The organism is Romboutsia sp. 1001216sp1 (genome assembly GCF_039841805.1).
In the GTDB taxonomy this organism is placed as follows: domain Bacteria; phylum Bacillota; class Clostridia; order Peptostreptococcales; family Peptostreptococcaceae; genus Romboutsia_C; species Romboutsia_C hominis.
This window is the reverse complement of record NZ_JBDPHA010000007.1, coordinates 119115-134016: the sequence shown is the minus strand read 5'-3', so window position 1 is coordinate 134016 and position 14902 is coordinate 119115. Positions and strand designations below refer to the sequence as shown.

At 28.1% G+C, this 14902-nt stretch carries 9 protein-coding genes, 1 pseudogene and 1 riboswitch; of the genes and pseudogenes, 7 read left to right on the top strand and 3 right to left on the bottom strand.

All coding sequences use genetic code 11. The annotated features are described in order from the left end of the window. Positions 1-981 precede the first annotated feature (981 nt). Positions 982-2505, top strand: coding sequence for an FAD-dependent oxidoreductase (locus ABHC41_RS08865; RefSeq protein ID WP_166505464.1), 1524 nt, complete (start codon positions 982-984; stop codon positions 2503-2505). 237 nt (positions 2506-2742) lie between these two features. Further along, positions 2743-3935 (top strand): annotated as a pseudogene (locus ABHC41_RS08860) (MFS transporter). Between the two features lie 49 nt (positions 3936-3984). On the opposite strand, the gene ABHC41_RS08855 reads toward ABHC41_RS08860, so the two are convergent. Next, positions 3985-4659, bottom strand: coding sequence for a lysoplasmalogenase (locus tag ABHC41_RS08855; protein WP_166505463.1), 675 nt, complete (start codon positions 4657-4659; stop codon positions 3985-3987). 48 nt (positions 4660-4707) lie between these two features. Between ABHC41_RS08855 and ABHC41_RS08850 the strand changes: the two genes are divergently transcribed. From ABHC41_RS08850 to ABHC41_RS08830, 5 genes are all read left to right on the top strand, one after another. Further along, positions 4708-6105 carry an aldehyde dehydrogenase gene (locus tag ABHC41_RS08850; RefSeq protein ID WP_271893139.1) on the top strand — a complete coding sequence of 466 codons (1398 nt, stop codon included), beginning with the start codon at positions 4708-4710 and terminating at the stop codon, positions 6103-6105. A 97-nt stretch (positions 6106-6202) separates the two neighbouring features. Further along, positions 6203-6377: riboswitch (cobalamin riboswitch) on the top strand. A 532-nt stretch (positions 6378-6909) separates the two neighbouring features. After that, a complete protein-coding gene (locus ABHC41_RS08845) occupies positions 6910-7821 on the top strand; it encodes an ABC transporter substrate-binding protein (RefSeq protein WP_092925734.1) in 912 nt (303 codons plus the stop codon). Beyond that, complete coding sequence (locus tag ABHC41_RS08840; RefSeq protein WP_092925736.1) at positions 7805-8833, top strand: iron ABC transporter permease; 1029 nt, start codon at positions 7805-7807, stop codon at positions 8831-8833. The genes ABHC41_RS08845 and ABHC41_RS08840 overlap by 17 nt, the downstream gene beginning before the upstream one ends. Before the next feature lies 1 nt (position 8834). Next, positions 8835-9590 carry an ABC transporter ATP-binding protein gene (locus ABHC41_RS08835; RefSeq protein ID WP_092925738.1) on the top strand — a complete coding sequence of 252 codons (756 nt, stop codon included), beginning with the start codon at positions 8835-8837 and terminating at the stop codon, positions 9588-9590. Positions 9591-9748: 158 nt separating this feature from the next. Continuing rightward, the gene (locus ABHC41_RS08830; protein WP_195237775.1) at positions 9749-10285 is read left to right on the top strand and encodes a hypothetical protein; all 537 of its coding nucleotides are present in this window, start codon (positions 9749-9751) and stop codon (positions 10283-10285) included. 66 nt (positions 10286-10351) lie between these two features. Here the strand turns inward: ABHC41_RS08830 and ABHC41_RS08825 are convergent, their stop codons facing one another. Together ABHC41_RS08825 and ABHC41_RS08820 are read right to left on the bottom strand one after the other, a co-directional pair. Then, complete coding sequence (locus tag ABHC41_RS08825; protein ID WP_166505462.1) at positions 10352-11683, bottom strand: hemolysin family protein; 1332 nt, start codon at positions 11681-11683, stop codon at positions 10352-10354. Positions 11684-11886: 203 nt separating this feature from the next. Beyond that, positions 11887-14502: a cation-translocating P-type ATPase gene (locus ABHC41_RS08820; protein WP_092925744.1), complete on the bottom strand. Its 2616-nt coding sequence runs from the start codon at positions 14500-14502 to the stop codon at positions 11887-11889. Between the last annotated feature and the right edge of the window lie 400 nt (positions 14503-14902).

The window sequence follows — 14902 nt, the reverse complement described above, 5'->3', positions numbered from 1 at the left end:
TGAAGGTAAGATAGGACCACAGGGACCAAGAGGAGAAAAAGGGGAGCAAGGACCTGAAGGGAAGGTAGGACCACAGGGACCAAAAGGAGAACAAGGGCTTCAAGGTAAGATAGGGCCACAGGGACCAAGAGGAGAGAAAGGAGAGCAAGGACCTGAAGGTAAGATAGGACCACAGGGACCAAGAGGAGAAAAAGGGGAGCAAGGACCTGAAGGGAAGGTAGGACCACAGGGGCCAAGAGGAGAACAAGGGCTTCAAGGTAAGATAGGGCCACAAGGGCCAAGAGGAGAAAAGGGAGAACCAGGACTTGAAGGTAAAACAGGGCCACAAGGGCCAAGAGGAGAAAAAGGAGAACAAGGGCTTCAAGGTAAGATTGGACCACAGGGACCAAGAGGAGAAAAAGGAAATTCAACAGTTCAAAATAATGCTTATCTAGTTCAGTCAGAATCAGTAAGTATTAGCCCAACATCAAGATTTGTATTTAATTCTAGTTTTATAAATGGTACAGATATAAGTGTTAAAAATGATGGCATGACTGTAGTTTTATCTCCAAATGCCACATATTATATTAAGTATACAGTAACAGGAAATTCGTATAATACTTATATAGTTGGACTTAGAGTAAATGAAGCTTTAATCAAAGGGTCACTAGCATACTGTGAAGAAGGTATTAAAAATTCAATTAGTAATGGAGCTATATATACTACTGGAAATTGTGAAGAGGAGCTTGACTTATATAATTTTTCTAACAGAAATATAAAAACAATACCAAATTCAGTTAATATGCAAATAATAAGAATTAATTAACTTTATAAATAAGATTAATTAAAAATAACAAAAAGCTATCTTACAAATTAAGATAGCTTTTTGTTTATGTATTTATAATGGTTTATTTGTATATTTAAGCTCAATATTTATAATAATTATGTATTTTAATGGGAAATATACTATATCATGGACAAATTAAATTAAGGAGAAATGAAATGAATGAATCTTATTGGATTTTAAGCTCTAAGCATAGTGAGTTAGGTAACTTAGAAAAAAATATAAAAACAAATATTTTAATAGTTGGTGGAGGAATAGTAGGAGTTACAACAGCTTATTTATTAGCTAAAAATGGTTTAAAATCTACTATTGTTGATGCTAATAAAATAGGTTATGGAGGTTCTGGGAGAAATACTGGAAAGATAACTTCACAACATGGAATAATATATTCAAAGCTAAACCAAAAGTACGGAATAGAAGATGCTAAATTATACTATGAAGGTAATAATCAGGCACTTAATTTAATTGAAAAAATAACAAAAGAACACAATATAGACTGTAATTTAAAAAGAGAAGACTCATATATACTTGCACAAAATGAAAATTACTTAGAAGAATTAAAAGAGGAATATGAGATTTGTAAAAAAATAGGGATTGATTGCGAGTACCATAAAAGTTTAGATTTACCAGTAGATGTGAAGGGAGCTATTAGTTTTAAAAATCAATGTCAATTTAATCCTAAAAAGTATATAGATGGATTACTAAAAGAATGTATAAACTTAGGGGTTAAAGTTTATGAAAATACACCTATAGTTGACTTTAATAAAGGAGAAGTTTGTGAATTAAGAACCAACAAAAATAATAAAATTTTTGCAGATATAGTTGTAATAGCATCACATATGCCTTGGTATGATGGTAAAAACCTTTACTTTGCAAAAGAAAAGGGAGGAAGGTCTTATTTAATAGCTGGCAAACTAGAAAAAGACATAATCCCAGGAATGTTTTTAGGAGTTGAGGAACAAGGGATAACATTTAGAACTTATAATGAAGGTAACAGAAAACTATTAATATTTGGTGGTGGAGATCATAAAGTTGGTCAGTGTAAAAATGAAGAAGAAATGTATGAAAAACTAAAAAATTATGCAAAAGATAAATTTAAAATTAAAGAATTTAAATATCAATGGTCAGCTCAAGATTATATGAGTTATGACTACCTACCTTATATAGGTTATATAAACAAAAAACAAGACAATGTATATGTAGCTACAGGATTTTCTAAGTGGGGAATGAGTAATGGAACTTTATCAGCAATAATAATAAGTGATCTTATAGCTAAAAAAGAATCTATATATGAAAATCTATTTAATCCATCTAGAAAAAGTAGCTATTTAACAACAGATTTTTATAAAGAAAATTTAAATATGACAATAGAGTATATAAAAGGGAAATTTAATATAGGAAAAGAAGAATTATATATAGAAAAAGGAGAAGGGCAGATTGTAACTATTGATGGAAAAAGATATGGGGCTTATAGACATCTTAATGATGAACTTTATATAGTTGATATAACTTGTACTCATCTAGGTTGCGAACTTAGATTTAATTCAGCAGAAAAAACTTGGGACTGCCCATGCCATGCTTCTAGATATGATTATAAAGGAAATGTATTAGAAGGACCTACTGTAAAACCTTTAAAAAGATACGGAGAAGGAAAAAATCATATTCATATAAACTTGAATTAAGGTATATATAATATATTTAAAGACAGAATATAGCTTAAAATTTACGAATTTTAAATTTATATAAAACGAGGAGCTATCAAAATGATTGCTCCTCATTTTATATCTTACAGTTGTATATTATTAATTAAATAAAACGTATATGCTTTGAATGTTAAATAATAATATTAAGATTACTTGAATATACTAAAGTGGACAGAAACTTTACAAAAACAATCTGCTCATACTTAGGAGGTAGATATGAGTATAAAAAACAATGTTCTCTTTCAAAAGCTAGAACTTAGACAATTTTGTACTTATAGATTTATATTTGGAATAAGTTATAGCTTTATGATTCCTATAATACCACTTTTCCTTGATTCAATTGGAATAACTACAGTTATGATTGGTACTATAATGTCTTTATATGGAGTAAGCAAAACACTAGCACAGATTCTATTTGGGAGAGTATCTGATTATATAGGAGATAAAAAACTTTAGTATTTGCTTTGATACTAATGACCTTTGTTCCATTTTGTTATACCATAACAAATAAGCATATAATAGCAGAAAGCTTATACATAATACAAGGAGCAGTACTTGGTATGTTAGCACCTGCTACTTATTCTATATTATCAAGATCCGTAGAAGTAACTAGAAGAGGAGAAAGTACAGGATTAGCAGCAGCAGTTTTTACATTCGGTGGAGGAATAGGTGCTGCTATTGCTGGATACATTTTATCAAATACTGGTAGTTATGATATTGTATTTTATTTATCTTCAGGAGGGATATTGCTTACACTTATATATGTAATATTTAAGATAGAAAAAGGCAAATTGGATCATTCTAAGTGTAGTAGCAAAAAGAAAGCTATAAAAGAAGAAATTAAAAGATATAGTTTAAAATATAAAATAATTATGTTATGCGCTATTGCATTTTTAGGAGACTATATATATGGATGTGTAGTTGCTTTATTCCATTTTTATGGACAGGAAGTGCTGGGAGCTACTACATCGTACACTTCATCAATTATATCAATATACTTATTTGAATTTGGGTTAGGAGCACCTATTGCATGGTGGGTAAGTGATAAGATAGGAAATAAAAGACAATTATTTTTATTTTTTTGTGTTATTAATATAACCTTACTTGGATTATCCTTTACAAGAAGCATATCTATATTTACCACTATAATAATAGTATATTTTCTTGGAGCAACTTTTTTAAATGCTTCACTTCAAAGTCTTTTATCAGAGTTTGGGGAAAATCCTAAAATAAAGGGTAGCGTATTTGGTATAGTTGGAGCATCTGAATCTTTTGGATATGCACTTGGGCCAATGTTATCTGCACATGTATATAATTTTAATAAGTCTTGGTTATTTTTAAGTCTATTATTAGTTTCAATGATAGTTTCAATTATTTATTTACTATTATATAAAAAAGCTAAAATATAAAATTTAATAAAATAACCCATACGTCAAAACTTAAGACATAGGGGTATTTTTACATGTATGAAACACTTAATGCTATACAACATTGTGCAATGTAATAAACTAAAAGATTAAGACCTGCCATAAATTTTGGACAATCTCTATAAAAATATACAAAAGACAATATTAAATCAGAAACTATAAATAATAATGCTCCAATTATAACTAAAAATACTCCAAAATTATTAAATCCTACTAAATATAAAGATATTGATTTTATAAACATAAAGCTAATAAGTACAGCATAAAAGGCTATATATCTAAATACTCCTTTAAAATCAAAGTTTTTAATAGACTTTAGTATAGATAAAGAACCTATGGAAAGTATAGCAGTAAATAAAATATCATAAACAGTTAAAGAAGTAATAGATACAAAACATAAGGAAAAGAATATATGAGTTATACTAAAGCTTAAAAGACCATGAATAAAAGCATTACCCATAGAGTTTTTACTTCCATTCTCAAATATAAGAAATATATCTCCAAATAGTGAAAATATAAGCCCCATAAGTATAAGTATAAAATAAGTAAAATTATTACTAGAACTATATCCATTTATACATATTCCTATAAATAATAAGCTAGTTACAGTTTTTAAAATAGGCCTTAAATTTTTAAAAGGTTTATATGTAAAATAAATAAGGCTTATTAAAGATAAAGTCATAAAAAAAAATAATAAATAGACCATAACAACCTCCTCAATATACAATAAATAATATATAATTATAATAATACAATATATGTAAATTCACAGAAAAGAGATGAGAGATTGATAAAAGATATATTAAATAATCAAAGGTTATACTTTGAAAGCAATAAGACTAAAGATATAAACTTTAGATTAGATAAATTAAAAACTCTTAAAAAAGCTATAGTAGAAAATGAAGAGGCTATACTTAATGCACTTTATAAAGATTTAGGAAAATCACATTTTGAAGGATATGAAACAGAAATTGGTATAGTATTAGAGGAGATAAACTACGCTATAAAACATTTAAAAAGTTGGAGCAAAAATAAGAAAGTATCAACTCCTATAACTCAATTTCCTGCTAAAAGTTATATAGTAAGTGAACCTTATGGAGTAGTACTTATAATGGCGCCTTGGAATTATCCCTTCCAATTAACTATATCTCCGCTTATAGGTGCTATAGCTGGTGGAAATTGCTCAATACTTAAGCCATCGGAGTTTTCAGTTCATACTTCTAAGGTAATAGTTGATATTATAAATAAGTACTTTGAAAGAGGATATATAAACGTAATAGAAGGTGGAATAGGAGTTAATCAACAGATATTAGAAGAAAGATTTGATTATATATTCTTTACAGGTAGTGTAAATGTAGGAAAGATAGTAATGAATAAAGCATCTAAATATTTAACACCAGTAACCCTTGAACTAGGAGGTAAAAGCCCTTGTATAGTAGAAAAGTCAGCAAATGTAGACCTAAGTGCTAAAAGAATAGTATGGGGGAAATTTTTAAATGCGGGTCAAACCTGTGTAGCACCTGATTATATTATAGTGCACAAAGATATTAAAAAAGATTTAATAGATAATATGAAAAAATATATAATAAAGTTTTATGGAAATAATCCTATTGAAAGTGTGGACTATCCTAAAATAATAAATAAAACACACTTTGATAGATTAAATAATCTTATGAAAAACACAGATGTAATTATAGGTGGAAATATAGATAAATCTAAATTAAAAATAGCACCGACCATTATAGATAATATAGACCATACTTATCCTATAATGGATGAAGAAATATTTGGACCACTACTTCCTATAATAACTTATAAAGATTATAAAGATATAATAGAAATAGTAAAAAAACATCCAAATCCACTAGCACTATATTTATTTACTAAAAATAAAGATATTGAAAAATACATAACAAATAATATAGCTTTTGGAGGAGGGTGTATAAATGATACTATAATCCATCTAGCCACTTCAAATCTTCCATTTGGAGGTAGAGGAACTAGTGGAATGGGATCTTATCATGGTAAGAACAGCTTTGATACTTTTACACATAAAAAGAGTATACTTAAAAAGTCAAATTTAATAGATATACCAGTTAGATATGCACCTTATAAGGGCAAATTAAAATTACTTAAAAAGATATTAAAATAAATATATTAATTTATAGATAAAATATTTAAAGTAGATTATAAATAAAGGTTTTGATATAATTAAATTAAAGTATATAATACTTGAATGTATAAAATTTAATAAATATAAAGTGCTTGGTGTCAAGTAGACTTAATAGGGAATTAGATGAAAATTCTAAGCTACCCCAGTAACCGTAAAACTGACGAAATCTTAAAAAGCCACTGATAATTCGGGAAGGCAAGAAAGTAGGAAGAAGTTGAGCCGGGATACCTGCCAGTACTTTTTAATCTATTGCCTTCTGAGGGTAGGGTATATAATTAATTTGAATAATTTAGCATACTCTAAGAGTGTGCTTTTTGTATTTAATTTATATAAATATCATTTCAGCTAATAACACTGCAGTTAAATATAGAAATAAGTGTTAAATCAAAATATTCTTATCTTTATATAACTTAAATAATAAGATATGTTTAAAAATAATAAAGTATAAATGTACTTCATTTGACATTAAAATGACACATTTTGACACGATATAATGATAAACTAAGATTAAAGATTACATAATCCTTAGTAAAATGATAATTTGTATCTATAAAACTATAAATATTTAAAAGAAAGGAGGAGTAAGTTCAAGGATATGTCATTTAATAATAACTAAAAATTAATTAGATTAATGCATAGACATGAAAGACAAAACAATGAAGTAGATGAGTTAAAATTTAAATTTGTAAATACCCCTTCAGGATGCTTCTATGTTGAATTAAATAAAGACAACGACATAGAATAAAAAACTTATAAGGAAAATTTAAAAATAAGGAGTAAAATATGAAAAAGAAAGTATTAAGTATAATAATGGCTGTAACCTTGGTAATGCTTACAGTAGTTGGATGTTCAAGTAAAGAAGTGGTTATAAAAGACAGAGAAGGCAGAGAGATTAAAGTACCAAATAAAATAGATAGAATAATATCAACAGCACCATCTAATACTGAAGTATTAGTAGAACTTGGACTTGCTGATAAGCTAGTAGCAGTAGATAAGTATTCAGCAGATGTCGCTGGTATACCAGATAATGTAGAATTAATAGATTTTTCCAAGCCAGATGCAGAAAAAATAATAGGATTAGAGCCTGACATAATAGTAGCATCAGGGCATAATAAAACTGGTTCAACTGAAGATCCATTTAAGATAGTTGAAGAATCTGGAATAAGTGTAGCTTACATACCAAGTAGTAATAGTATACAAGGGATATATGACGATATAACTTTTATATCTGAAGTAACTAACACTAAGGAAAAAGGCAAGAAAATAGTAGAAAATACGAAATCTCAAATTGAGGATATAGCTAAAAAAGGTAAAGATATAAAAAATAAGAAAAAAGTTTATTTTGAAATAGGACCAGCTCCAAATCTTTATAGCTTTGGTAACTCGACATTCTTAAATGAAATGATAGAATTAATAGGAGCTGAAAATATACTTAAAGATGAAAATGCTTGGATATCACCAAGTGCAGAAACTATAATAGATAAAAATCCAGATGTTATATTAACTAATGTTAATTACATAGAAAATCCAACTGATGAAATAAAAGGTCGTGAAGGTTGGGAAAATATAAATGCAGTAAAAAATAATCAAGTTTATCAAATAGATACAAATTCATCATCTCGTCCATCTCAACATATAATAAAAGCCCTAAATGAGATGGCAAAGGCAATATATCCAAATGTATACAACAACTAGAAAGTGGGCATTACTTTCTATCCCAATAGTATTTATAATATTTTGTATTGGAACTTCTATTGGAAGTTCCAATATTAATATAATAGACACTGCACAGATACTTTTTTACAAATTATTTAATCTATCACTAGGAGATAATATAAATCCTAAAGATGTATCTATAATATGGGCCCTTAGAGTACCAAGAGTATTACTAGCATTTTTAGTTGGTGGTTCACTTGCTGTAAGTGGATCAGTAGTCCAATCTATTTTAAAAAATGAACTAGCATCTCCATATACCCTAGGAGTATCATCAGGTGCATCACTAGGTGCAGGTCTAGTTATAATACTTGGGGTAAACATACCTTTTTTAGGAAATTTAACTCTACCTTTAATAGGTTTTTTATTTGGGCTTTTTACAGTATATGGAGTTATAGTATTTTCCTCTAAAATAGATAAAACAATGTCAAATAACACCATAATACTTGCGGGTATGGTATTTTCTTTATTTGTAAATGCGCTTTTAACAACTATAACGGCGTTATTTAGTGAAGATTTAAAAAGTATAAGTCTATGGCAAATGGGAAGTTTTGCTATGAAAGGATTCTCAGCAGTTAAAGCTATAATACCATTTTGTGTAATAGGTATAGTTGGTATTTTAATATATACAAAAGAAATGGATATATTAACTTTTGGTGAAGAACAAGCTAAAGCTGTCGGAGTAAATACTACTAAAGTGAAAAAAAGACTATTTATATTTTCAGCAATACTTACAGGAAGTGCGGTAGCATTAAGTGGGACTATAGGATTTGTAGACTTGATAGCACCTCATATAGTTAGACGTATATTTGGTTCTAAGCACTCTTACGTAATACCAATGTCATTTGTATTTGGTGGGAGCTTAATGGTAATAACAGACTTAATAGCAAGAACTGTAGTAACACCAGCAGAACTACCAGTAGGTGCTGTGACGGCTATAATTGGTGCGCCATTTTTTGCTTATGTATATTTTAGTAAAGGTAAGAGGTCATAATATGTTAGAAGTTAAAAATCTTTTTTGTAGTTATGATAATGTAGATATAATAAAAAATGTAAGTTTTAAAGTAGAAAAGGGTAAAAATTTATGTATAGTAGGTCCAAATGGATGTGGTAAAAGTACATTACTAAAGTCCATTGCAAATATTATAGATTATAGAGGCAGCATAAAAATAGACAATGATGAAGTAAATACTTTAAGTAGAAAACAATTAGCTACTAAAATAGCCCTTATGAGCCAAATAAGTCAAATATACTTTCCATATAGTATATATGAAACAGTTTCACTTGGAAGATATGCACACTCTAGTGGTATATTTAACTCTTTAAATAAAAAAGATAAAGAGTTAATATTAGATTCAATAGATAAAGTAGGATTATTAGACATTAAAGATAAGCCTATTACTGAATTATCAGGAGGTCAGCTTCAAAGGGTATTTTTAGCTAGAACATTTGCTCAGGATCCAGATGTAATACTTCTTGATGAACCAACTAACCACTTAGATTTAAAGTATCAAATAGAGTTACTAAAGCATCTATCTACTTGGGCTAAAGAAAAAAATAAAATAGTAATTGGAGTACTTCATGACTTAAATTTAGTACATTTTTTTAGTGATGATGTATGTTTAGTTAACAATGGAGAAATAGTAGCATATGGAAAGTCAAGAGATGTATTTAAAGGAGACAATTTAAAAGAAATATATAAGATAGATGTAGCTAAATTTATGATAGAAGTATTAGAAAAATGGAAATAAAAAACTATAGTGATAACTATAGTTTTTTTTATTTTTATAAATGATTTGATTAAAAAAATTATATAAAATAGCAATGTATTTTTAATTATACAAAGAATAATAATAGTTGTACTGTAGATAATATAAATATACAACAACTTAGTAAAAGGAGAATTTTAATGAAAAATAAGCCCACTAAAGTAATATTAACTATAGCTAGTATACTACTTTGTTTAGGTATTTTTACAAACAAAATATATGCTATTGAAAATAAAATAAGCACAGTGCCTGTAGTAGTACAAGACCTGCAAGACAAGGAAGCTCTTGCTAATATATTTAGAGAAATCAAAATGATAAGAGACAATATGAGAACTATAGATATAAATACTCAAAGTATAAAGGAAAAAAGTGGGATACTAAAACCACAAATAACATCATATATGAATCAATTACAAGGGGTATCTAATAATCTAGAAAGACATAAAAGTATATATAAAGATTCTCAGCCAGATATATTTGTTGCAGATCAACTGCAAATACTATCATCTGTATATCAAGCACTTTTACGAGATCAATTAATATTGATAGATGGACTTTTAAAAGATGATCCAGAATCAAGCAAATTAGTTTTTTCTGATTATTTATACACTATATACTATTATGTGACATTAGGTGATCAAATGCTTAACTATATAAATGAAAACTACGGATTTTAAAATCATATTTTATAACATAAAATGAGCTATCTTTATATAAAGATAGCTCACTTTTATATAGAAATTTTAATTATCAACCTCATGAAATATATTATCAAAATGAATTTTAATATCTTGAATTCTTCTATTTTCAACTTTTAGAATAGTAAACTTAATATCATTTATTAAAAGCTCTGTATTTTCATCAGGAATTTCATCTAAATTAGTTATTAAATAACCATTTAAAGTATCATAATCTCCTTCATCTAAATCAAGTTCAAATTCTTCATTAAAATCATTTATAGATAGAGAACCTTTGACTATATAATTATTATCATCAATTTTTTTTATAGGTTTTTCTTCTAAATCATATTCATCTTCTATATCACCGACAATTTCTTCTATTAAGTCTTCTAATGTAACTATTCCACTAAAGCCTCCATACTCATCAAATAATAAAGAAAGATGTATTTTTTTTTCTTTTAAAACCTTAAATAGTTCATTAGTTCTTTTAATTTCTGGAACAAAATAAGGTTCATGAAGAAGGTTTTCTAATTTAACATTTTCAAATCCTACTTTTCTGGCTTCATTAAATAGATCTTTAATATACAATACACCTACTATATTATCTATATCATCTTTGAAAACTGGTATCCTTGAATAATTAAGATCACATATTTCATCTAATATAGTATTTATATCATCATCTATATCTATTAAAAAAGTATCACTTCTTGGAGTCATTATTTCTTTAGCCAACTTATCATTAAAGTCAAATACTTTATATATCATTTGCTTTTCATCATATTCTATACAGCCATCTTCTTGAGATTGTATTATAAGTGACCTTAATTCTTCTTCAGATATTTTTTCTTCTATATCAACGTCATTATTTTTAGTTAACTTTAAAACTAGAGAAGTGGACATAGAAAGTATTTTTATAAAGGGTTTAGCGATTATAGATATAAGATAAACTGGCTTTACAGAAAATAGTGCTATACTTTCAGCTTTTTTAAGAGCTATTCTCTTAGGTACTAATTCACCAAAAACTAGTGTAAAGTATGATAATAATAAAGTTATACTTATCATAGATATTTCACTAGTATATGGAAGGTTTAATGGAATTAATACTGTCTCTAAATAGCTAGATAACCCAGTAGCAGCAGATGCACTTGAGAAAAAACCAGCTAGTGTTATACCAATTTGTATAGTAGATAAGAAGTTACTAGGTTCTGCTATAAGCCTTTGAAGTAAGATTGCTTTTTTATTACCTTCATCGCTTAAAGATTTGATTTTTGATTTGTTAACAGAAACTATAGCCATTTCTGCTGAAGCAAAGAATGCATTAATACTTGTAAGTATTACTATTAAAACTAATTGTGGGATCAAGTTCCCGGGGTCTGAATCTAAATTACTCATTTTTTCCTCCTAAACATTTTAAATTTAATACATTATTTTAATTAATGAGATTTGTTAGATACTATATATGTAGTATATAATATAAGTTTGTCTAAGGTTATAAACCTTAGACAAATAATTTATTTAAAACATCTTGCTTAACTATACAATAGATAGACTTATAGACAAAAAGGGTAGTTGTTTATTAAGCAAGATATAGTAAGCTATTTTTTCGTTATAAATTTAGTTCCTTCCATTAGCAATGTACTAATAATTGCTAATACTAAACAAGTTATAAAGCTTGTAAAGTTGTAATTATTTGGTATTGAGAAAATATCTCTCATAAATGGAAGTAGTGTAAGTGAAAACATACCTAAGCAAGTAACAACAGCACCTAATGCATATTTATTAGATTTAAATCCGATCTTAAATATAGTTTCAGTGTTTGATCTTGATGCAAAAGTCTGTATTATTCTAGATAATGTTAAAGTTGAGAAGGCCATAGCTACTCCCATTTCAGGTGAAGTTTTAAGACCAATATATTGAGCTATTATAGTAACTAGACCAATAATAGAACCTCTAGTTAATACAGATTTTAAAGTATCTTTTGATAATATTTTTTCATTAATATCTCTTGGAGGATTTTTCATAACAGACTTTTCAGGCTGTTCAAGTCCAAGAGCAATTGCTGGTAGGGAATCTGTAACTAAGTTTATAAATAGTAATTGTATAGTTGTAAATGGATTAGGTAAGTTAGCAAATACAGAAAATAGTATAGCTATTATTCCACCTAGATTACCTGAAAATAAATAAGTTATAGATTTTTTTATGTTAGTATAAACTGTTCTACCAACTTCAACAGCATTTACGATACTAGCAAAGTTATCATCAACTAACACCATAGCAGATGCATCTTTAGCAACTTCAGTACCACTACCCATACCTATACCTATATCTGCTTGCTTAAGTGCAGGAGCATCATTAACGCCATCACCAGTCATAGCACATACTTTACCTTTTCTTTGCCATGCTTTTACTATTCTTATTTTATTTTCTGGTGAAACTCTAGCATAAACTGATATATGTTCTAATTTTTCATCTAACTCTTTATCACTTAATAAATCAAGCTCTTTACCAGTTAAAGCTATATCATCAGCCTCCATTATGCCAATATCTTTAGCAATGGCAGCAGCAGTAGTTTTATGGTCTCCTGTTATCATAACAGTTTTTATACCAGAATTTTTAGCATTTTTAACTGCATCATAAACTTCTTCTCTAGGAGGGTCTATCATTGCAGTAAGACCTATTAAAGTAAGATTATTTTCATCACTTATATCTAAATTAGTATCATTAACTTTCTTAGTTGCAAAAGCTAAAACTCTAAGAGCTTTATTTGAAAACTCTTCATTTTTTTTCTTATAATCTTCTATTATTTCATCAGTTATAGAAACTACCTCTCCATCTTCAAGTGAATAATTACATCTACTAAACACAATATCAGGGGCACCTTTAGTAAACATTACTAAGTCACCATCTATTTTATTAATAGTAGACATTAATTTTCTATCACTATCAAAAGGTAATTCTCCAACTCTTTCGTATTTTTCTCTTATAGATTTGTAGTCAAATTCATTTTTATTAGCATAGTTCATAAGTGCTATTTCTGTTGGGTCACCAATTTCAACACCTTCGCTAGTTATATCTGAATCGTTACAAAGACTTGCGCAAAGTATTAAAGAAGACTCATTAAGTGAAATATTATTAGTTAAAGCAATCTCACCATCAACATTATCAGCAAGTACTTTAGAAGTAGAACCATACATATAAGTATCTACAACAGTCATTTTGTTTTGAGTTAAAGTACCAGTTTTATCAGTGCATATGACACTTGTAGAACCTAGCGTTTCAACTGCTGGAAGTTTTCTTATTATAGCTTGTTTTTTAGCCATAGTGTTAGTTCCAACTGCTAAAACTATAGTAACTATAGAAGATAATGCTTCTGGTATTGCAGCAACTGCAATGGCAACTGAGAACATAAATGAATCAATAACACTTGCATTTCTTAAAAGCTGAATAGCAAATATAAGAGCTGCTAAACCTACTATACCAATTCCAAGTTTTTTACCAAATTCATCTAATTTAACCTGAAGTGGTGTTTGCTTATTTCCTGCATTATCTAGCATATGTGCTATCTTACCCATTTCAGTATTCATAGCTGTAGATGTAACAACATAAACACCTCTACCATATACTACCATTGAGCCACTAAATACCATATTTTTTTGATCGCCAAGGGCAACTTCTTCTTCTATCATATTTTCATGTTTTAGTACAGGTTCACTTTCACCAGTTAACATTCCCTCAACAACCTTAAGGCTTTGAGATTCTATAACTCTACCATCTGCTGGGACGTAGTCGCCGGCCTCTAGGATAACTACATCTCCAGGAACTAGTTCTCTTGAATCTACAGTAATCTTTATGCCATTTCTTATAACTTTAGCAGTAGGAACTGATAATTTTTTTAAACTATCAAGTGAACCTTCAGCTTTTTGGGTTTGAACAACTGATAATATAGAGTTTAGTATTAAAACTGCAAATATTATAACTGATTCAATTGCTTCACCTAAGAATATTTGAACTAGAGCTGCTACTAAAAGAATAATAACTAATGGATCTTTAAATGTTTCTAAAAACAATTTAAAAACAGAAGTTTTTTCCTTTTCTTTTAGTTCATTATAGCCATGCTTAGAGAGCTTCTTGTCAAACTCCTCCTGTGTAAGACCTTGTAAGCTAGAATCTAGCTCATTTAAGACTTTTTCAATATTTTTTTTGTAAAACATTAACATACCTCCATTTGCTTTTTTTGGCAAATAAAAAAGACCTCATGAATAAATTATTAAACGTAAATTTATTCTGAAGGTCTTGCTAACAAGTTATGTACTTGCTAATCAACCGGGATATTATCCGACATGACGATTGATTATCACAAAGTGTGAAAGCTACTCCCCCTCAGGGAGACTTATTTATTTATATAGTCATTATATTCCCATTATTATATATTGACAACACTTTTTTTTTATTTAACTTAGATTTAACATTTAAATGTTATATATCAATCTACAAAATTCGACCAATTATTATAAAAAATATAGATAAAGCATTGATTTAACTGGTATTTAATATATTAAAATTTAAATATATAAATTTAAATATATATTAGCATACAATAAAGTGAAATTT

What these genes read in the sequence shown, in the direction of transcription:
- ABHC41_RS08825 (WP_166505462.1), bottom strand. Translation starts at nt 11,683, where the DNA reads ATGAGTAATTTAGATTCAGACCCCGGGAACTTGATCCCACAATTAGTT.
- ABHC41_RS08820 (WP_092925744.1), bottom strand. Translation starts at nt 14,502, where the DNA reads ATGTTTTACAAAAAAAATATTGAAAAAGTCTTAAATGAGCTAGATTCT.
- ABHC41_RS08865 (WP_166505464.1), top strand. Translation starts at nt 982, where the DNA reads ATGAATGAATCTTATTGGATTTTAAGCTCTAAGCATAGTGAGTTAGGT.
- ABHC41_RS08840 (WP_092925736.1), top strand. Translation starts at nt 7,805, where the DNA reads ATGTATACAACAACTAGAAAGTGGGCATTACTTTCTATCCCAATAGTA.
- ABHC41_RS08855 (WP_166505463.1), bottom strand. Translation starts at nt 4,659, where the DNA reads ATGGTCTATTTATTATTTTTTTTTATGACTTTATCTTTAATAAGCCTT.
- ABHC41_RS08830 (WP_195237775.1), top strand. Translation starts at nt 9,749, where the DNA reads ATGAAAAATAAGCCCACTAAAGTAATATTAACTATAGCTAGTATACTA.
- ABHC41_RS08835 (WP_092925738.1), top strand. Translation starts at nt 8,835, where the DNA reads ATGTTAGAAGTTAAAAATCTTTTTTGTAGTTATGATAATGTAGATATA.
- ABHC41_RS08845 (WP_092925734.1), top strand. Translation starts at nt 6,910, where the DNA reads ATGAAAAAGAAAGTATTAAGTATAATAATGGCTGTAACCTTGGTAATG.